16 protein-coding genes are annotated in these 19,629 nt (G+C 43.6%); 13 read left to right on the top strand and 3 right to left on the bottom strand.

Annotated features, from left to right (window positions below):
- Positions 1-5: 5 nt before the first annotated feature.
- Positions 6-950 carry a magnesium transporter CorA family protein gene (locus tag O3605_RS08665; protein WP_031576884.1) on the bottom strand — a complete coding sequence of 315 codons (945 nt, stop codon included), beginning with the start codon at positions 948-950 and terminating at the stop codon, positions 6-8.
- Between the two features lie 121 nt (positions 951-1,071).
- On the opposite strand from O3605_RS08665, the gene uvrA reads away from it, so the two are divergent.
- The 7 genes from uvrA (at position 1,072) to nusB (ending at position 8,692) form a co-directional block, all read left to right on the top strand.
- Complete coding sequence (uvrA, locus tag O3605_RS08670; RefSeq protein WP_371585924.1) at positions 1,072-3,897, top strand: excinuclease ABC subunit UvrA; 2,826 nt, start codon at positions 1,072-1,074, stop codon at positions 3,895-3,897.
- On the top strand, positions 3,894-4,961 hold the full coding sequence (locus tag O3605_RS08675) for a M24 family metallopeptidase (RefSeq protein ID WP_342987019.1): 1,068 nt from the start codon (positions 3,894-3,896) through the stop codon (positions 4,959-4,961). Before uvrA ends, O3605_RS08675 begins: the two co-directional genes overlap by 4 nt.
- Positions 4,962-5,017: 56 nt before the next feature.
- The gene (locus O3605_RS08680; RefSeq protein ID WP_254727371.1) at positions 5,018-6,001 is read left to right on the top strand and encodes a TIM44-like domain-containing protein; all 984 of its coding nucleotides are present in this window, start codon (positions 5,018-5,020) and stop codon (positions 5,999-6,001) included.
- 8 nt (positions 6,002-6,009) lie between these two features.
- Positions 6,010-7,116 (top strand): SPFH domain-containing protein, encoded by a 1,107-nt coding sequence (locus O3605_RS08685; protein ID WP_003008607.1) that lies wholly within the window; start codon positions 6,010-6,012, stop codon positions 7,114-7,116.
- Positions 7,117-7,281: 165 nt separating this feature from the next.
- Complete coding sequence (gene efp, locus O3605_RS08690; RefSeq protein ID WP_003005479.1) at positions 7,282-7,842, top strand: elongation factor P; 561 nt, start codon at positions 7,282-7,284, stop codon at positions 7,840-7,842.
- Positions 7,843-7,878: 36 nt separating this feature from the next.
- Positions 7,879-8,268: an Asp23/Gls24 family envelope stress response protein gene (locus O3605_RS08695; protein WP_371585927.1), complete on the top strand. Its 390-nt coding sequence runs from the start codon at positions 7,879-7,881 to the stop codon at positions 8,266-8,268.
- The gene (gene nusB / locus O3605_RS08700; protein ID WP_003008602.1) at positions 8,261-8,692 is read left to right on the top strand and encodes a transcription antitermination factor NusB; all 432 of its coding nucleotides are present in this window, start codon (positions 8,261-8,263) and stop codon (positions 8,690-8,692) included. Before O3605_RS08695 ends, nusB begins: the two co-directional genes overlap by 8 nt.
- Before the next feature lie 70 nt (positions 8,693-8,762).
- Here nusB and O3605_RS08705 read toward each other — a convergent pair whose 3' ends face one another.
- Together O3605_RS08705 and O3605_RS08710 are read right to left on the bottom strand one after the other, a co-directional pair.
- The gene (locus tag O3605_RS08705) at positions 8,763-9,728 is read right to left on the bottom strand and encodes a LacI family DNA-binding transcriptional regulator (RefSeq protein WP_049471835.1); all 966 of its coding nucleotides are present in this window, start codon (positions 9,726-9,728) and stop codon (positions 8,763-8,765) included.
- Positions 9,709-11,163, bottom strand: a complete 1,455-nt coding sequence (locus O3605_RS08710) for a sucrose-6-phosphate hydrolase (protein WP_371585930.1) — start codon at positions 11,161-11,163, stop codon at positions 9,709-9,711. The genes O3605_RS08705 and O3605_RS08710 overlap by 20 nt, the downstream gene beginning before the upstream one ends.
- 378 nt (positions 11,164-11,541) lie before the next feature.
- On the opposite strand from O3605_RS08710, the gene O3605_RS08715 reads away from it, so the two are divergent.
- From O3605_RS08715 to O3605_RS08740, 6 genes are all read left to right on the top strand, one after another.
- The gene (locus O3605_RS08715; RefSeq protein WP_003016963.1) at positions 11,542-13,434 is read left to right on the top strand and encodes a sucrose-specific PTS transporter subunit IIBC; all 1,893 of its coding nucleotides are present in this window, start codon (positions 11,542-11,544) and stop codon (positions 13,432-13,434) included.
- 158 nt (positions 13,435-13,592) lie between these two features.
- Positions 13,593-14,492 (top strand): fructokinase ScrK, encoded by a 900-nt coding sequence (scrK, locus tag O3605_RS08720; protein ID WP_371585931.1) that lies wholly within the window; start codon positions 13,593-13,595, stop codon positions 14,490-14,492.
- A gap of 248 nt (positions 14,493-14,740) precedes the next feature.
- Positions 14,741-15,151 carry a peptide deformylase gene (locus O3605_RS08725; RefSeq protein ID WP_371475879.1) on the top strand — a complete coding sequence of 137 codons (411 nt, stop codon included), beginning with the start codon at positions 14,741-14,743 and terminating at the stop codon, positions 15,149-15,151.
- 134 nt (positions 15,152-15,285) lie between these two features.
- A complete protein-coding gene (locus O3605_RS08730; RefSeq protein ID WP_371585932.1) occupies positions 15,286-15,732 on the top strand; it encodes a MarR family winged helix-turn-helix transcriptional regulator in 447 nt (148 codons plus the stop codon).
- The gene (locus O3605_RS08735) at positions 15,729-17,531 is read left to right on the top strand and encodes an ABC transporter ATP-binding protein (RefSeq protein ID WP_371585934.1); all 1,803 of its coding nucleotides are present in this window, start codon (positions 15,729-15,731) and stop codon (positions 17,529-17,531) included. The genes O3605_RS08730 and O3605_RS08735 overlap by 4 nt, the downstream gene beginning before the upstream one ends.
- Positions 17,524-19,284 carry an ABC transporter ATP-binding protein gene (locus O3605_RS08740; RefSeq protein ID WP_201036779.1) on the top strand — a complete coding sequence of 587 codons (1,761 nt, stop codon included), beginning with the start codon at positions 17,524-17,526 and terminating at the stop codon, positions 19,282-19,284. Before O3605_RS08735 ends, O3605_RS08740 begins: the two co-directional genes overlap by 8 nt.
- Positions 19,285-19,629 lie beyond the last annotated feature (345 nt).

Here is a 19,629-nt window from a genome sequence, read left to right on the forward strand (position 1 = left end):
AGGTGTTAGAACCATTTTTTATGGATGAGGTAGACGACGAGAGAACCGGTCAGGGCAAAAGCGATGAAAATGATCAGCCAAAAGGCATTTGGTTCTCCATTGAGCGGTAATTCATTGTCTTTGAAGTTCATCCCATAGGCCGAGAAAATCATGGTTGGGATGGACATGACGATGGTCACCATGGCCAAGGTCTTCATGATGTTATTCTGGTTGTTGGAGATGATTGATGCGAAGGTATCGGTCATGGAGTGCAGGATATTTCCATAAATATCTGCCATCTCGATGGCCTGCTGGGTTTCGATCAAGGTATCTTCCAGTAGATCTTCGTCTTCTAGGTATTTCTTGATGTTGCTAGTGGCACTGGTCAATTTCTTGATCACGCGCTCATTGGTTTTCAGAGAGGCCTTAAAGTAGACGATGGTTTTTTCTAACTCCATCAACTCAATCAGCTCTTCATTACGCGTTGATTTGTGCAATTGACTTTCAATCTGCTCGCTTTTGCGATCCAAGGTACGAAGCGCTGACAAGTAGAGTTCGGCGTTACGATAGAGGATCTGAAAGATAAAGCGTGACCGCATAAAGGTATAGAAATTCCGCAAGCGTCGGTTGATAAAGATATCTAGAAGTGGCAATTTCTCCAAGCAAGTCGTGATAATAGCCTCTTCTGTCAGGATAATCCCTAGCGGAATGGTCACGTAGTAGGTCTGATTGTTCCGCTCTTCCTTGATGGGAACGTCGACGATGATCAAGGTATACTCATCTTCGATGGTCATACGGGACATTTCTTCCGCATCGAGTGGTGCCCGTAAGTCTGCAATATCGATATTAAAAGCAGAGGCGATTTCCATCGATTCACTTTGAGAAGGGTTCACAAGGTTGATCCAGCTACCGGGTTCCAGCGTCTCTATTTCTTTAAATTCAGTCGTTGTCGATAAAAAGACCTGTTTCATGGTGCCTCCCCTTGTTTTTTTACACCTTAACATTATATCAGAAAAAGGACAGTTTTGGATAAAAGAATACTAAAAAATTTGTTATAATGGAGGTTAACAAAAAGGTGATTAGAGTAAGAATATGCAAGATAAAATTGTCATTCATGGGGCACGCGCCCATAATTTAAAAAATATAGATGTGGAAATTCCACGGGACAAATTGGTCGTGGTGACGGGTTTATCTGGATCTGGAAAGTCCAGTCTGGCCTTTGATACCCTCTATGCAGAAGGTCAGCGCCGCTACGTGGAGAGCTTATCGGCCTATGCCCGCCAATTCTTGGGAAATATGGAAAAACCAGATGTCGACTCCATTGACGGCTTGAGTCCAGCCATTTCCATCGACCAAAAAACGACCAGTAAAAACCCACGTTCTACAGTGGGGACGGCAACAGAGATCAATGACTACCTGCGCCTGCTCTATGCGCGTGTAGGTACGCCTTATTGTATCAATGGACATGGCGCTATTACCGCTTCTTCGGTTGAGCAAATTGTCGATCAAGTCTTGGAATTACCAGAGCGCCAACGCCTGCAAATTCTAGCTCCCATTATCCGCAAGAAAAAAGGCCAGCACAAGAATATCATTGAAAAAGTCCAAAAAGACGGCTATGTTCGGGTCCGAGTTGACGGTGAGATCTATGATGTGACAGAGGTCCCAGAACTTTCTAAAAGCAAACAGCACACGATTGAAGTGGTGGTGGACCGGATCGTACTCAAAGAGGGTATCCGCTCGCGGCTCTTTGATTCGATTGAAGCAGTTCTTCGGATAGCGGATGGTTACGTGGTGATTGATACCATGGATGGCAAGGAACTGCTCTTTTCGGAGCATTATGCTTGTCCAGTCTGTGGCTTTACCGTTCCTGAATTAGAGCCCCGCCTCTTTTCTTTCAATGCGCCTTTCGGCTCCTGTCCAGACTGTGATGGGTTAGGCATTAAGCTGGAGGTGGACTTAGATTTGGTGGTGCCAGATGATCGCTTAACCCTTCGTGAAGGAGCTCTTGCTCCTTGGAATCCGATCTCTTCCAACTACTATCCTCAGATGCTGGAGCAGGCCATGATCCATTTTGGCATTGATATGGATCAGCCTTTCTCAGATCTTTCTCAAGAAGAAAAGGACTTGGTTCTCTATGGTTCAAACGGGAAAGAATTCCACTTCCACTATGAAAATGAGTTTGGTGGGGTTCGAGATATCGACATTCCCTTTGAAGGAGTCGTAACCAATATTCACCGCCGTTTCCGTGAGACCAATAGTGACTTCACCCGCAACCAAATGCGCTCTTATATGAACGAATTGACCTGTGCGACCTGCCATGGCTACCGTCTCAATGACCAGGCTCTTTCTGTCCGTGTCGGTGGGGAGAAAGGGATGCATATCGGAGAGGTGTCAGATCTATCGATTGCGGACCACTTAAAAGCTGTGGATCAGTTGGTCTTAACAGACAATGAAGCCACGATTGCAAGACCGATCCTAAAAGAGATCAAAGATCGTTTGACCTTCTTAAACAATGTAGGCCTTAATTACTTGACCTTGTCACGCTCAGCAGGAACACTATCAGGAGGAGAAAGCCAGCGCATTCGCTTAGCAACCCAGATTGGCTCCAACCTCTCTGGAGTCCTTTATATCTTGGATGAGCCTTCGATCGGCCTCCACCAGCGGGACAATGACCGCCTGATTGCCAGTCTCAAAAAGATGCGTGATTTAGGCAATACCTTGATCGTCGTTGAACACGACGAAGATACCATGAGAGAAGCAGACTACCTGATCGACGTCGGCCCAGGTGCCGGTGTCTTTGGGGGAGAGATCGTTGCTGCGGGAACTCCAAAGCAGGTGGCGCGCAACAGCAAATCCATTACCGGCCAGTATTTGTCCGGCAAGCGCAAGATTCCGGTTCCCACAGATCGCCGTTCAGGAAATGGTCGTTCTATTGAAATTACAGGGGCGAGTGAGAACAACTTACAAGACATCACAGCGCGCTTTCCTCTGGGTAAATTTATCGCAGTCACTGGAGTTTCCGGTTCTGGAAAATCGACCTTGATCAATGGCATCTTGAAAAAAGCCATCGCTCAAAAGCTCAACCGCAATTCGGAAAAACCAGGGAAATACAAGACGATTCAGGGGATTGAGCATATCGATCGCTTGATCGACATTGATCAAAGCCCGATTGGTCGGACTCCTCGTTCCAATCCAGCGACCTATACAGGCGTCTTCGATGACATTCGCGATCTCTTTGCTCAGACCAATGAAGCCAAAATTCGGGGCTATAAAAAAGGCCGCTTTAGTTTCAATGTCAAGGGCGGGCGTTGTGAAGCCTGCTCAGGAGATGGGATCATCAAGATTGAAATGCACTTCTTGCCGGATGTCTTTGTTCCTTGTGAAGTCTGCCATGGACGTCGTTACAATAGTGAGACATTAGAAGTCCACTACAAGGAAAAAAATATTGCAGAAGTGCTGGATATGACGGTCAATAAGGCGGTTGAATTCTTCAAGCACATTCCAAAAATTGAACGCAAACTCAAGACCATCCAAGATGTGGGCTTGGGCTATGTAACACTGGGGCAACCAGCGACCACCCTTTCAGGTGGGGAAGCGCAACGGATGAAGTTGGCTTCTGAATTGCACAAGCGCTCTACAGGAAAATCCTTCTATATCTTGGATGAACCAACGACCGGACTCCATACCGAAGACATTTCTCGCTTGATCAAAGTCTTAGAGCGATTTGTGGATGATGGCAATACGGTCCTTGTGATTGAGCACAATTTGGATGTCATTAAGACAGCAGATCATATCATCGATTTAGGACCAGAGGGCGGTGTCGGTGGCGGAACCATTATTGCGACCGGAACACCAGAAGAAGTAGCATCAAATCCTGCTAGCTACACAGGACAATATTTGAAAGGAAAATTACAATGAATCAACGGATCAGCAACTTAAGAAACAAAATGAAAGCCCAAAACCTCAAAGCGGTATTGATTAACAATTTGAAAAATGTTTATTATTTGACCAATTTCTGGGGTTCAAACGGGACTGCTTTGGTGACAGAAGAACGCGTGGTCCTCTTTACGGATTCGCGCTACACCATCCATGCTCATGCGACTTGTTTCCCCTTTGTAGAGATTGTGGAAACTCGCGATGAGTTGACTGCAGCTGCAGAGATCGTTAAGGATCTTGGAATCAAAGAACTTGGTTTTGAGGACGAAGTGACGGTGGCCTACCATGCCCGCATGGCTTCTGTTTTTAGTGGCATCAGCCTTCAATCCCTAGCGAACTTTGTGATGGAATTGCGCTTGATTAAAGATGAAACTGAGATTGCGGCCATTAAAAAAGCTTGTAGCATCTCTGACCAAGCCTTCCATGATATTTTAGACTATATCAAGGTAGGGAAAACGACAGAGTTGGAAGCAGCGACTTTCCTCGACTTTAGAATGCGGGAGTTGGGAGCTTCTGGTGTATCTTTCGATATTATTTCAGCAGCTGGTGAACGTTCTGCGATGCCTCACGCGACTCCAAGTGATCGGGCCATTTCAGCAGGAGATGCCTTGACCCTTGATTTTGGTTGCTTGTATGACCACTATGTCAGCGATATGACACGGACTATCTATGCGGGTCATGTCAGCGACAAGGAAAGAGAAATTTACGAAACCGTTTTGAAAGCCAATCAAGCCTTGATTGATGCGGCTAAAGATGGACTTGGCTTCCGTGATTTTGATAAAATTCCACGTGATGTGATCGAGGCAGCCGGCTATGGACAATACTTCACGCATGGAATCGGTCATGGAATTGGGCTAGATATCCACGAAGAACCATACTTCAGCCAAACGTCTAAAGAAGCGATTCAAGCAGGGATGGTTTTAACAGATGAGCCTGGGATTTATATTGAAGGCCTCTCAGGTGTGCGGATCGAAGATGACCTCTTGATCACAGAAACAGGCTGTGAAGTCTTGACTCTTGCTCCTAAAGAATTGATTGTCCTATAAAATAGACAGTATTTTCTTAACCCCTGTGTAACAAACAAAGATAAGAAAAGAGGCCTATGAAAAAACGAAGTGTAATAGTTGGAATTCTTCTAGTAGTCCTGCTATTTGTATTTGCTCCTTCTGCCCATGCTGGTGTTGGTAATACAGATAGTGGTGGCAGTAGCTTGATTGATTCAGGTGGTGGTAGCAGTTGGTCCGATAGTGGCAGTAGCTGGTCCGATGGCGGAAGTAGTTGGTCTGGTGGCAGCAGCTGGTCTGGTGGATCCAGTAGCTACAGTTCTAGTTCTGGAACAGACTCTGGTGGTGTAGTGGCAGTTTTTGCTATCGTTGGATTGATTGGATTTATCTATAATATTGCAAAAGAGGCTAATGATAGTGATGAATCATTCTCTTCAAATAGTGGTCCAAAACGGACAACCGAAGAGCGGGCCGGTCGACCAATTGAAAACAACTATGAAGCGATTCGCCGCATCCGTAAACTGGATCCAATGTTTGATGAAGACCGCTTCTTGTCGCAAGTCAAGCTGGTTTATCTTCAATTGCAGTCTGCTTGGACAGAAAAAGATTGGAATTCCGTACGGAATTTAGAAAGTACGAGTCTTTATGAGCAGCACTTGACGCAGTTACAAGAACATATTCGTGCCAAAACAACCAATGTTCTAGAGCGCGTGCGTGTGGAAGATTCGAAGATCAAAGACTTTATCGAAAATCCAGATGGTAATGACCGCATCGAAGTCATTCTGTCATCGACGATGAGAGATTACATCCGAAATGATGAAACGGGCCGTGTGATCGAAGGGGATCCAACCAAAGATCTCTTTACCGTTTACCGCATGGTCTTCCTCCGTGAACATGGAGCTCAGACAGAGATCATTAAGAATTCAGAAGTCGTTAGTGATCATTGTCCGAACTGTGGTGCGCCATTGACGATTGATTCAATCGACAAGTGTGAATATTGCCAAGCATCCTTGAAGCACAATCCAAAAGATTGGGTCTTGGATGTCTACGAAGTTGTGGATGAAATTGAATTCTACAGATAGGAGAATGTATGGGATTTATTAAAGCAGCCCTTTCAGCGGGCATTTCAAGTTTTCAAGATAGTAAATTTAAGGAAGCCATTACCTTGCCAGAAGCTGTTCCAGCAACAGCTTTGGCCATTAAGGGACAGCTCTTGACCAAAGATCCAGATGGGCGCTCTCGCCAGAGCAACCAAAATACAGGTCTATTGACAGATGGCTCTGTTGTCATTGTTCCTCAAGGCTATGTTGCTCTCTTGGTCAATAATGGAACTTTTCTAGGAGACCTTCTAGAAGCAGGAAGCCACGAATGGCAAGCCGGTGAAAATGCCTGGTTGTTTGAAAAGGGGGGCGTTAAAGGAACGTGGGATCAGTTCAAGAATCGTTTCTCATTTGGAGGCCAAGTGGTCACCCAACAAGAAATTATTTTTGTGCGGATGCAACCTTTTACAGGAAATAAATTTGGCACTCAAAATCCAGTCGAGTACTTTAGCGACCGTTACCAACAACTTCTTAGCATTCGTTTTTATGGTCTTTATGATGTTAAAGTAGCAGATCCTGTACTCTTTTACATCAGTGCAGTTAGTCGCCAAATCACTGCAGATAAGCCGTTTACCTTGGAAGATGTGGCTCAGGGAACCTTGCGCCAAAATCTGGCACCAAAAATTGCAGTGGCCATTTCAAAATATACGGCTGAAAATAAGGCGGATATTTACAATATCAATGCGGACCAAGACGTCTTCAATGAAGTAGCAAAACGCGAAGTCAATAAAACGTGGACAGAATTATATGGTATCGAATTAACCAATGTCCTCATCGAAGATTTGAGCTACGATGCAGACAGTATGGCCAAGGTCAATAAACTGGACAGTGAATTGGCAGCGATGAAGTACAATACCATTGAAATCGAAGAACGTCGTGCTCGCAATGAAGCCTTGGTCGCAGCTGCTAAAAATGAAGGTGGCAATGGCATGAACATGATCATGGGGATGAACTTGGGTCAAGCCCTTGGTAATGACCTTCAAAAACAAGCCTCTCCAGCTCAAGACAAGCCACATACCTTCTACATTGAAGTAGATGGAAAATATGTCCATGTCACCAAAGATGCGGATGGTAATATTGTGCCTGTAGACCAATAAGGAATAGTGAAGATGGAGTTGGAGATATAGAGATTCTAAGGACTCGTTCCTACAATCTCTCTCCGCCTTCTAGCCTTCCTAAAAAGAGAAAATTGCTGTTTGAGAAAAATCAAATAGTGTGTTACAATAAAGAGTAATCTATTTTTAAAAAAGAGGTAATAAAACATGATCGAAGCAAGTAAATTGAAAGCTGGTATGACTTTTGAAACAGCTGACGGAAAATTGATCCGCGTTTTGGAAGCTAGCCACCACAAACCAGGTAAAGGAAACACTATCATGCGTATGAAATTGCGTGATGTCCGTACTGGTTCAACATTTGATACTAGCTACCGTCCAGAAGAAAAATTTGAACAAGCGATTATCGAAACTGTTCCAGCTCAATACTTGTACAAAATGGATGATACAGCCTACTTCATGAACACGGAAACATATGACCAATATGAAATTCCAGTTGTGAACGTAGAACAAGAATTGCTTTACATCCTTGAAAACTCAGAAGTAAAAATTCAATTCTACGGAAGCGAAGTAATCGGTGTAACAGTTCCTACAACTGTTGAATTAACTGTTGCAGAAACTCAACCATCTATCAAAGGTGCTACAGTGACTGGTTCTGGTAAACCTGCTACAATGGAAACTGGTTTGGTCGTAAACGTTCCTGACTTCATCGAAGCTGGACAAAAATTGGTCATTAACACTACTGAAGGAACTTACGTTTCTCGTGCATAAGAGACATCTCAGGGTGTCAAATAGAAAGGAACTTCTATGGCAACTGAACAATTTGGTGACATCGTTATTGCACCACGTGTATTAGAAAAAATTATTGCGATTGCAACAGCAAAAGTAGAGGGTGTCTATTCGCTTGAAAACAAGAGTGTTTCAGATAGCTTATCCAAACGCTCCCTTGGACGTGGCGTCTACCTTCATACAGAAGAAGATGGTCAAGTTTCAGTGGACATCTATCTCTATTTAGAATATGGAGTGGCTGTACCATCTGTCGCTGTAGCCATTCAAAAAGCGGTTAAGTCTGCAGTTTATGATATGGCAGATGTAACCTTGGATACTGTCAACATTCACGTTGTTGGTATCGCAACGGAAAAATCTCCAAAACCAGACTTGAAAGATTTGTTTAATGAGGACTTCCTCAATGACTGATGAAATTTTATTAGAATCACGTCGAGATTTGCGTGAGCGCGCCTTCCAAGCCTTGATGGCCTTGGAATACGATGGAGACATTGTTGAAGCTTGTCGTTTTGCTTATCTACATGATAAGGACCTAGCAGAAGACAAAGAAGTCGATCTTCCTGCCTTTCTCATGAATCTCGTGACGGGTGTCTACCAATCCAAAGATCAACTGGACCAGCAAATCGGTCAACATTTGAAAACCGGCTGGACTGTTGAGCGCTTGACCTTGGTAGAGAAAAACATCCTTCGTCTGGGAATTTACGAAATGACAGAGTTTGATACACCACAGATCGTCGCAGTCAATGAAGCGGTGGAATTGGCCAAGGCCTTTTCAGATGAAACCTCTTCACGATTTGTCAACGGTGTCCTCAGTCAATTTGTGACAGAAGAATAATTAAAAAAGAGCCGATGGCTCTTTTTTTGTGAAAAATATCCCCACAGTTTCTACTGAGGGGATACTGCTTTTAGACACTTTTTCCAGAGTGGAGACTAACGGGCAAGAAATAACCGGTAGTCGCTACTTTTTTTCCTTCGATCTTTTGGAGTAAAAGATCCACCATGAGGATAGCAATGTCTTCGAGGGGTTGTTGGATGGTTGTCAGTTCAGGTGTATAGGTCTCAATGAACTGGGTTCCATCATAACCAATCACTTTCAAATCCTGGGGAATCTGAATATCTAATTCTCTAGCGACTTTCATGATCAAGATCGCCGTCAAATCATCGGAGGCGAAAATGGCATCTGGTTTGTGGTGGGTTAAAATCTGTTTGATTTCCATTTCTTTGCGAATAGGGGAGAAATCACTGGAAACATTAATGATCATGGACTCAGGTAGAACCGATGCAAACCCCGCATGACGCAAGCCTGTTGGGGAGTTGGAGTTGTCATTCCCTGTGATCATGATAATATTTCGGGCTCCGGTTTTTACTAAAGTTTCTGCTGCAAGCACCCCGCCAGCGTAGTTGTCTGAAGAGACAACCGGAATTTCTGGGGAGAGGTTGCGGTCAAAAGCAATGATAGGAGCAGTTACCCGGTTGTAATCTTCAATGCCCAAATTATGACTTCCTGAAATGATGCCATCTACCTGGTTAGCCTCCAACATCTCAATATATTCGCGCTCTTTTTCGGAGTCGTGTTCACTATTGCAGATAATGGTTTTATAGCCGTGTTTGAAGAGTTGGTGCTCTAGTTTGTCGATTAACTCAGCATAGAAAACATTGCTGATGTTGGGAAAGATCAAGCCGACTAACTTGGCTGATTTTCCTTGGAGACTACGAGCAACATTGTTAGGTTTATAGCCCAATTCTCGCATGGCTTCTTGGACTTTTTGGATCGTTTTTTCAGACAGGTATCCTTTTTTATTGATGACCCGTGAGACAGTAGTAGGGCTGACACCGGCGAGTTTGGCGACATCAGTTAGCTTTGCGACCATAATCAAGTTCGTAGTAAGTTCCAGTAGGGGTTCCAGACTTGATCAAGATTCCATTTTGATCCGCATGTGGGTAGACCCGACCAGAAAATACTTTTTCTCCTTTATTAATAAAGATTTCAAAAATTGAATTGTCAATGAAAATATTAGCAGTCGTCGCTTGGTTAGCGATTGTGCAGCTACGGCTCGTACCGAATTCTTGGGCATATTGCTCACCAGCCTGGCTACGATCCACTGTGACCAATCCTTTAGCCAGATCAAATGTGAGAACTAAGCCCTTTCCTTCTGCATCTGCAAAGAGGACGATTTCATTCTGGCTATCTTTTTCAAACTGCAATTCCAATTCATAGCAGTTCTTGGTTTGAGCCTTGTTGGCAAATGCCTCACTCTCAGCGCGCAAGTCCTTGATCGCTTCAACTGGGTATTGGTAGAGCTTGCCATCTTTGATGGTTAATTCTTTGACCAGTGAGAGAGCTCCTTGGTAGTCATAGGAATCTGTTGGATAAGAAACGTCTGGAAGACCTAGCCAGCTAACAGCATAGGCACGTCCATCAGGTGCATTAAATCCTTGAGTGGCATAGGCTTCAAAACCATAGTCGAGATTATGCAATTCAGATACATCAACCATTTTGGCCTTTTCTGGGTCAAAGCTTGCCCCGATCTTGTACATATTTGGATAGATATTGTCATAATCGAGAACGGATTTATCTAAGCCTTGAGGGCAGTAGAGAAGAACGGGTTGGTCTCCAACAAAGACTAGGTTGGGACATTCCATCATATAAGCTGTCCGATCGTTTGCAAAATCCAAGTCACCGACTGCAACCCAGTTGGTATAGTCGTTATCTACAGCCTTATAGAGACGGATGAATCCTTTCTTCTCAAGGTCTTGACCACCGACGATAGTGTAGTATTGCCCCTTAAAGTTAAAAATCTGTGGGTCACGGAAGTGACCCGTAGAGTCAGCTGGTTGATCAATCAAAATTTTGTCAATTTTTTCAATCTTTCCGTCTTTGTCCATCAAAGCACCGACTTGGTAAGGATGACGAACCCATTCTGCATCACGAACATTTCCAGTGTAGAATAAGAATAGTTTGTCACCAAACTGCATGGCTGATCCAGAATAAGCTCCATGGCTATCCAGATCTGTGTCTGGAAGAAGCGTTACACCAGTTTCTTTGAAATGAACCAAGTCTTCACTTTCTGTTTGTACCCATGATTTTAACCCATGGGCTGCACCAAATGGGAAATTTTGGTAAAACAAGATCCATTTTCCATCAAAGTAGGAAAAACCGTTAGGATCATTTAAGAGACCTGCTTTTGGCTCAACATGATAGTGTGTATGCCAAGGAGATTTCGCCATGTTTTCTTGGATGGCTTGCTTTTCCTCTGTTGTCCAGTCTTCGTAACGTCTGTAACGACGTTCAGTTGTCCATTCCATTTTATTCCTCCGAATTTTTTCTTACTTCCATAGTAACGATTTCCTATTAAAAATGCAAGCAATAAATGAAAAAAATGGCAAAAAATGTCAAACGATTGACACCTGCAAGAAGGAGTTTTAAAGAGGATTAAAAATGAAAACGAATGAAAATATGAAAGTTTTTGAAAGTGAAAAAACTAGGAAGGACCCTTTGATAGCGCCACTAAAGCGATTATGTGAATGAAAATTCTTACATCCTATCAAAAGCTGTCAAAATAGTTTAAAAAGTTTCAAAAAAATCCTGCAAAACGCTTGACATATTTTCAATACGTGGTACAATTAAAAACGTAGAAACGATTTAACCGTTTACATTACAAAAAATAAGGAGATTTTTGCAAAATGTCAAATACAGAAATTGCAAAGCAGGTCATCGATGCAATCGGTGGGGTTGAGAACGTTAGCAGTGTTGCTCACTGTGCGACTCGTCTTCGCGTGATGGTAAAAGATGAATCAAAAATCAACAAAGATGTTGTTGAGAATATCGAAAAAGTACAAGGTGCTTTCTTTAACTCAGGTCAATACCAAATTATCTTTGGTACTGGTACTGTAAACAAGATTTACGATGAAGTCGTAGCTCTTGGATTACCAACCTCAACTAAGGCTGAGATGAAAGCTGAAGCAGCTAAACAAGGGAATTGGTTCCAACGCGCGATCCGTACTTTCGGTGATGTCTTTGTACCAATTATTCCAGTTATTGTTGCGACTGGTCTTTTCATGGGTGTCCGTGGTTTAGTGAATGCCCTTGGTGTGACTCTTCCAGAAGATATCACAACTTACACCCAAATTTTAACAGATACAGCCTTTATTATCTTGCCTGGTCTTGTTGTTTGGTCAACTTTCCGTGTATTTGGTGGAAATCCGGCAGTGGGTATTGTACTTGGTATGATGCTTGTTTCGGGTTCACTTCCAAATGCTTGGGCTGTTGCTAGTGGTGGTGAAGTGACTGCCATGAAATTCTTTGGCTTCGTTCCGGTTGTAGGTTTGCAAGGGTCTGTTCTTCCAGCCTTCATCATCGGGGTTCTTGGTGCAAAATTTGAAAAATCACTTCGAAAAGTAGTTCCGGATGTATTAGATCTTTTGGTGACTCCTTTTGTGACACTCTTCGTGATGTCAATTCTTGGATTATTCGTTATTGGACCAGTTTTCCACGTAGTTGAAACGTATATCTTAATTGGTACAAAAGCAATTCTTAACTTGCCATTTGGTCTTGGTGGATTGCTCATTGGTGGAGTTCACCAATTGATTGTCGTATCTGGTGTCCACCATATCTTTAACTTGCTTGAAGTTCAATTGTTAGCAGCCGATCATGCTAATCCGTTTAATGCGATCATTACTGCAGCAATGACAGCCCAAGGTGCTGCGACAGTTGCAGTAGCTGTGAAAACTAAAAATGCAAAATTGAAAGCTTTAGCTTTCCCAGCAGCACTTTCTGCCTTCCTCGGTATCACTGAGCCTGCTATCTTCGGGGTTAACTTGCGTTTCCGTAAACCATTCTTCCTTTCATTGATCGCAGGTGCAATCGGTGGTGGATTGGCATCTCTCCTTGGACTTGCTGGAACAGGTAATGGTATCACTATCATTCCTGGTACAATGCTTTATATTGGTAATGGTCAACTTGCTCAATATTTGCTTATGGTAGCAGTTTCATTTGCGCTTGGATTTGCATTGACTTACATGTTTGGTTATGAAGATGAAGCTCCTGTGGTTGCTTCTGAAAATGCGACAACTGAACGTCTGGTTGAAGAAGAAACAACTGGAAATGTTCCTGCATCTCTTCAAGATGAAACGATCATCTCACCTATCGTTGGTAGTGCTGTAGCGCTTGCTGATGTGAATGATCCTGTCTTCTCAAGTGGAGCGATGGGACAAGGGATTGCTATCAAACCAACTGAAGGCGTTGTCTATGCACCAGCAGATGCGGAAGTAACTATTGCTTTTGCGACTGGACATGCTTACGGTTTGAAAACAGCTAATGGTGCTGAAATCTTGATCCACGTTGGGATTGATACAGTATCAATGAATGGTGAAGGATTTGATCAAAAAGTAGCTCAAGGCGATAAAGTCAAAGCTGGTGAAGTCCTTGGTACATTTGATGCAGCGAAAATTGCCGCAGCTGGTCTTGAAGACACAACTATGGTGATCGTCACTAACACAGCTGACTTTGCTTCTGTCACACCTGTTGCAACTGGATCTGTTGCGAAGGGTGATGCGATCATCGAAGTCAAAGCTTAATCGAAAAATAAGTTCTCAAGGACTGGTCTATCATCTCCAGTCCTTGAATTTTATTTCTCAAAAAAAGTGTGTTTTTTCTTTAGAGAAGAGAAAAAGATTGACTACAAAATATGCTATAATAAATACAGGATATTTTTCATAATAAAAAAGGAGCCAACATGACAAAATTATATGGAAGTTTGGAAGCTGGCGGTACAAAATTTGTTTGTGCAGTTGGTGATGAAAACTATAATGTTGTGGAAAAAGTACAATTTCCAACAACCAAGCCAATTGAGACGATTGATAAGTGTATTGAATTTTTCTCAAAATTTGAGGATCTAGTTGGGCTTGCGATTGGATCATTTGGACCAATTGATATCGATCCAAATTCAAACACTTATGGTTTCATCACAACGACTCCAAAACCAAATTGGGCCAATGTAGATATCGTTGGGGCTTTCCGACGTGCCTTGAATGTACCTATCTATTTCACGACAGATGTGAATAGTTCTGCCTATGGAGAAGTGGTCGCACGCAATAACGCGGGTGGTCATATCGAAAACTTGGTTTACTATACAATCGGAACAGGAATCGGAGCTGGTGTCATCCAACGTGGTGAGTTTATCGGGGGAGCTGGACACCCAGAAATGGGGCACTACTATGTGGCCCAACACCCAATGGATGTGGAAAAAGAATTCAAGGGTGTTTGTCCTTTCCACAATGGCTGTTTGGAAGGCTTTGCGGCTGGTCCTAGTCTGGAAGCTCGTACAGGTATTCGTGGGGAAAACATTGAACTCAACAGCAATGTATGGGATATTCAAGCCTACTACATCGCACAAGCAGCGGTGAATGCGACCGTTACCTTCCGCCCAGACGTCATTGTCTTTGGAGGAGGAGTAATGGCTCAACAACATATGTTAGATCGTGTTCGCACGAAATTTACTGCCCTCTTAAACGGTTACCTCCCTGTACCTGATGTGAGAGATTATATTGTGACACCTGCAGTTGCTAGCAATGGTTCAGCGACCTTGGGGAACTTTGTTCTTGCAAAAGAAGTGAGCGAGAAGTTTAAAAAATAAGTAGCAATTGTCTCTTAGAGGTTAGAAATAAGAGCGAGGAGGCTGGGACACAAGTCCTAGCCTCTCAATTATTTTTGGATTGTCGAGCAAGACGCAGTGGTTGAGTGGACTCTACTACGCTGATTTCATCAGCTTTTACAGCCCTACTCAACTGTGCGGAGGTGGGACGACGAAATCGAATTCTAACGAATTACCGATTTCTGTCCCACTCTCTTCTTTCGTCTATCTATAAAGAAGAGAGGGAAGGAATGAAAAAGAATATTGTGAAGGATGTCTTATTCTTGGGTCAAAAGTCAGAAGAAGCGACACTTGAGGATCGCCCCTTGGCTTTTGATTTGCAGGATACCTTAAATGCTCATCTCCTTGAGTGTGTGGGTTTGGCGGCCAATATGATCGGAGTGAAAAAGCGGGCGATTATCATTCGAATGGGCAATGAAAATCTGGTCATGTTTAATCCTGTTCTCCTTGAAAAGAAAAAGCCTTATCAAACAGAGGAAGGATGTTTATCTTTAGTGGGGAGTCGGCCAACAACTCGTTATGAGGAGATGACAGTGGCCTATCGAGATGTGAATTGGAAAGCAAAAACGATTCATTTGTCAGGTTTTCCAGCCCAGATCTGTCAGCACGAAATGGATCATCTAGAAGGCATTATTATCTAGAAGTCATTAATGGAGTCGATTGGGCTCCATTTTTTTAGTTCTTATAGAAACTTTTTCTTGACAGGGATCTTTTTTGTGCTAAAATAGTTCTCATAGTAACTTTAAAGTTCTTATGAGAACTGTTTGGAGGAATGATGGAAAAGCCATTACAAGAATTAAAAAGAATCGGCCATCTCATTCACCTCATGGTGGAAAGAGAGGCTAAGAAGCGTGGGTTTGAATTTAGCGCAGGACCACAAGGTCAGGTATTGAGATTCTTATCTCATCGTGAAAAGGAGGGAAAAGTGACCTTAATTCGGGATGTTGAACAGGAACTTCATATCACAAAATCCGTGACCAGTAATCTGATCAAGCGAATGGAGAAAAATGGGTTTATTTATTTAGAGGCTAGTCCGACCGATAAACGGGCCAAGTATGTCTACCTAACAGACAGTGTGAAAGCCAATTTGAATGACATGAAGCAATTCTTTGAAGAGGTAGAACGGAGTCTAGTAGCGGGTGTATCAGAAGAAGAATTGGCTATCTTTTTCAAGGTTATGCAGCAATTTTATGAGAATATGAAAAAAAGGAGCGAGGAATGATCAATATATTTCGGCGCTTAACCGCCAAAGAATGGGGCATGATTGCCCTTAGTACGGTCTTTATCTGTCTGGCTGTTTGGATGGATTTAAAGACTCCTGAATACTTATCTGATATCACGACCCTCTTAGCTAAGGATGGGACTAAGGTTTCTGATATTATGGATCCGGGAAGCAAGATGTTGCTCTTCTCTTTTGGAAGCTTTTTGATGGCAGTTTTTATGGGCTTTTTAGCTTCAAGAGTCGCTGCCAGCTTTACGACGCGGCTTCGAGGAGAGATTTTCCATCAAGTGATGGATTACTCTGATGCCGAGATCAAGAAATTCTCTGTTCCCTCTCTCTTGACCCGGACGACCAACGATTTGACTCAATTGCAAATCATGATTGTCATGGGGATGCAAGTCGTGACGCGTGGTCCCATTATGGCAATTTGGGCTTTGACCAAGATTTGGGGCAAGAGCGATGCTTGGACAACTTCTGTTGGGATTGCGGTCTTGATGGTCTTGATTCTGCTATCTGTTCTGGTTCTTATTGCCTTTCCACGCCAGCAAAAGGTTCAAGGTTTGACCGATGCTTTGAATGCGACGACACGAGAGAGTTTGACTGGGGTGCGAGTGGTTCGCGCCTACAATGCAGAAGCTTATCAAAATGAAAAATTCCAGGCTGAAAACAAGGGCTTAACCCGTCTAAATCTCTTTGTTTATCGGTTGATGTCTTTAATGAACCCGGTTATGACAGTGGTATCAAGTGGGTTGACCCTGGCTATCTACTGGATTGGGGCGCACTTGATCAATGATATCGCCATGCCAAAAGATCCTACAAAGATCCTCGCCAGTCCTGCATTAGCGGATCGGACCAAGGTCTTCTCAGATATGATCACCTTCTCCTCTTACGCCATGCAGGTTGTCATTGGCTTTATGATGATGGTGGCCATCTTGATTATCCTTCCTCGTGCCTTGGTATCCGCAAAACGGATTAATCAGGTCTTGGCTCTTGAACCGTCTGTAGCCTTCCCAAGTGAGTCAAAAGAAACAACAGGCCAAGCAGGTACAGTAGAATTTCAAGACGTTTCCTTCCGATATGGACGGACTTCCCGTGCTGTGATTGAGCACGTGACCTTCTCAGCTCAGAAAGGACAAACCGTTGCCTTCATCGGATCAACTGGTTCTGGTAAATCCACTTTGGTCAATTTAATCCCGCGTTTTTACGATGCGACAGAAGGAAAGATCTTAGTGGATGGGGTGAATGTCAAGGACTATAGCCACCAAGAATTGAACAATAAAGTCGGCTACATTCCACAAAAAGCAGTGCTCTTTAGTGGCACGATTCGCTCCAATATGGAATTTGGGGAAAGTAGCCAAGGAAAATTAGAGGATGAAGCCATCTGGAAAGCTCTTGAATTGGCCCAAGCCAAAGAGTTTGTTGCCGCAAAAGAGAAGGGCTTGGATACAGAAGTAGCGCAAGGAGGAAGCAACTTCTCTGGAGGACAACGTCAACGTTTGGCGATTGCGCGTGCCCTTGCACGCAAGCCCGAGATCCTCATCTTTGATGATTCCTTCTCAGCCCTGGATTATAAAACAGATCGGATCTTGCGACAAGCCCTAAAAGAAAAGTTGGCAGATACGACCAAATTGATCGTTGCGCAACGGATTTCGACCATTATGGATGCGGATTTGATTTTGGTCTTGGATCAAGGGAAGGTCGTCGGTCAAGGTACCCACAAGGAATTGCTTGCGACCAATGAAGTCTATCAAGAAATTGCCTATTCACAATTGTCTAAGGAGGAGTTGGAACATGCATAAAACAAAACAAGAATCGTCCCTTTGGAGACAACTTTCTCCCTATTTGAAGGGCTTCCACCTATTTTTCCTAGTTGCTATCCTCTTTTCGGTCGTATCGAGTATTATCACGGTTATTGGACCGGATAAATTAAAAGAAATCACGGATACTATCACAAAAGGGATGGGAGGAGTCATTGATATTGACAAGATCACTTCGATTGCTCTGACCTTAGCCATCCTTTATGGAGTTGGAGCACTAGTGTCCTACAGCAGTAGCTTCATTATCTCAACGATGATTCAGCGCTTCGCAGAACGCTTGCGCAATGCCATCGCTGAAAAGATCAATCGTGTACCCCTCCAATATTTTGATAGTCACGAACAAGGAGATACCTTGTCTCGTGTGACCAATGACGTGGATTTGATGACCCAATCCTTTAACCAAAGCTTGGTTCAAATGGTCTCCTCTATCGTCTTATTGATCGGCTCCATCTTCATGATGTTTAAGACGGACTGGCACTTAGCTGTCACAGCGATTGTATCCGTCTTTGCTGGCTTTGCTCTTTCTAGCATCATTATGGTCAAGAGTCAGCCTTTGTTTAAACAGCAACAAGATAATCTTGCCAAAGTTTCAGGCTATGTTGAAGAAATCTATAGTGGCCACAATGTTGTTATTTCCTATAATGGCCGCCATCAAGCCAAAGATCATTTTGATGCCATCAACCAAGATTTGTACCATAGCATGTGGAAATCCCAATTCTTCTCTGGGATCATGATGCCCTTGATGCAGTTTGTAGGGAATTTCGGCTATGTCATGGTCTGTATCGTTGGGGCTGTCCTCACCATTAATGGAGACATTACCATCGGGACCATTGTGGCCTTTATGACCTATGTCCGCATCTTTACCCAACCAATTGGTCAAATGGCCCAAGGAATTACCCAATTGCAATCAGCCAGTGCTGCTATGGGGCGTGTCTTTGAATTCTTAGACGAAGAAGAAATGGAAGACGAATCCCAAAAAACACGTCAATTGGAAACACCAAAAGGTCATGTCACCTTTGAGCATGTTCGCTTTGGCTATTCACCAGACAAAACCATTATCCATGACTTTACAGCTGAAGCCAAACCGGGGCAAAAAGTGGCCATTGTTGGTCCGACAGGTGCAGGTAAGACGACCATGGTCAATCTCTTGATGCGTTTTTACGACATTCAAGCTGGTAAAATTACCATCGATGGTGTGGATACTAAGGCCATGAGCCGAGAAGAAGTTCATGATGCCTTTTCGATGGTCTTGCAAGATACCTGGCTATTTGAGGGGACTATTCGAGAAAACCTGGTCTTCAATCAAACGGATATTTCAGACGAAGCGGTGGAAGCAGCAACACGAGCGGTTGGGGTCCATCACTTTATTCGGACCTTGCCGAATGGTTATGACACCGTGCTAGATGATTCTGTCACCTTGTCCGTCGGTCAAAAGCAACTCTTGACCATTGCGCGTGCCCTCTTGAAGGATGCCCCGCTCCTCATCTTGGATGAAGCAACCTCATCTGTCGATACCCGTACAGAAGAGTTGATTCAAAAAGCCATGGACAAACTCATGGAAGGCCGGACCTCCTTTGTCATTGCCCATCGCTTGTCCACTATCCGTAATGCGGATCTGATTCTCGTGATGAAAGATGGAAATATTATCGAGCAGGGTAACCACCAAGAGCTCATGAGCCAAAATGGCTTCTATGCCGATCTCTACAATAGTCAATTCACAGAAGAAGTGGCATGAAATCAAGATACAAAGCCCGTAAAATGCACAGTGAAAATAGGGAGTAGGACAGAAGCTATACGATTGTGGACGCTTCGCCGTCCTACCCCCACAAGGCTGATTAGAATTCTTCCGAGCTTATCAAGCGAGAGAAGAGTTCAATCAGCTACTGTGTCTGGAAGTTAGTGCTAGTATAGTTAGCGTTTTTCACCCAGCATTTAGGGCGTGTTCAATTCGTGTAACGGCAAGCACAATGGTGCCTTGCCGACACGACTCACTAACTCCTCAGGTGGATAATATCGATCCACCTTCGTCCTGTCGCAATTCCGACAAGATACAAAGGGCGTAACATACAAAGTGAAAAAA

It is taken from the genome of Streptococcus sp. 27098_8_99 (assembly GCF_041431935.1).
Classification (GTDB): Bacteria; Bacillota; Bacilli; order Lactobacillales; family Streptococcaceae; genus Streptococcus; species Streptococcus parasanguinis_D.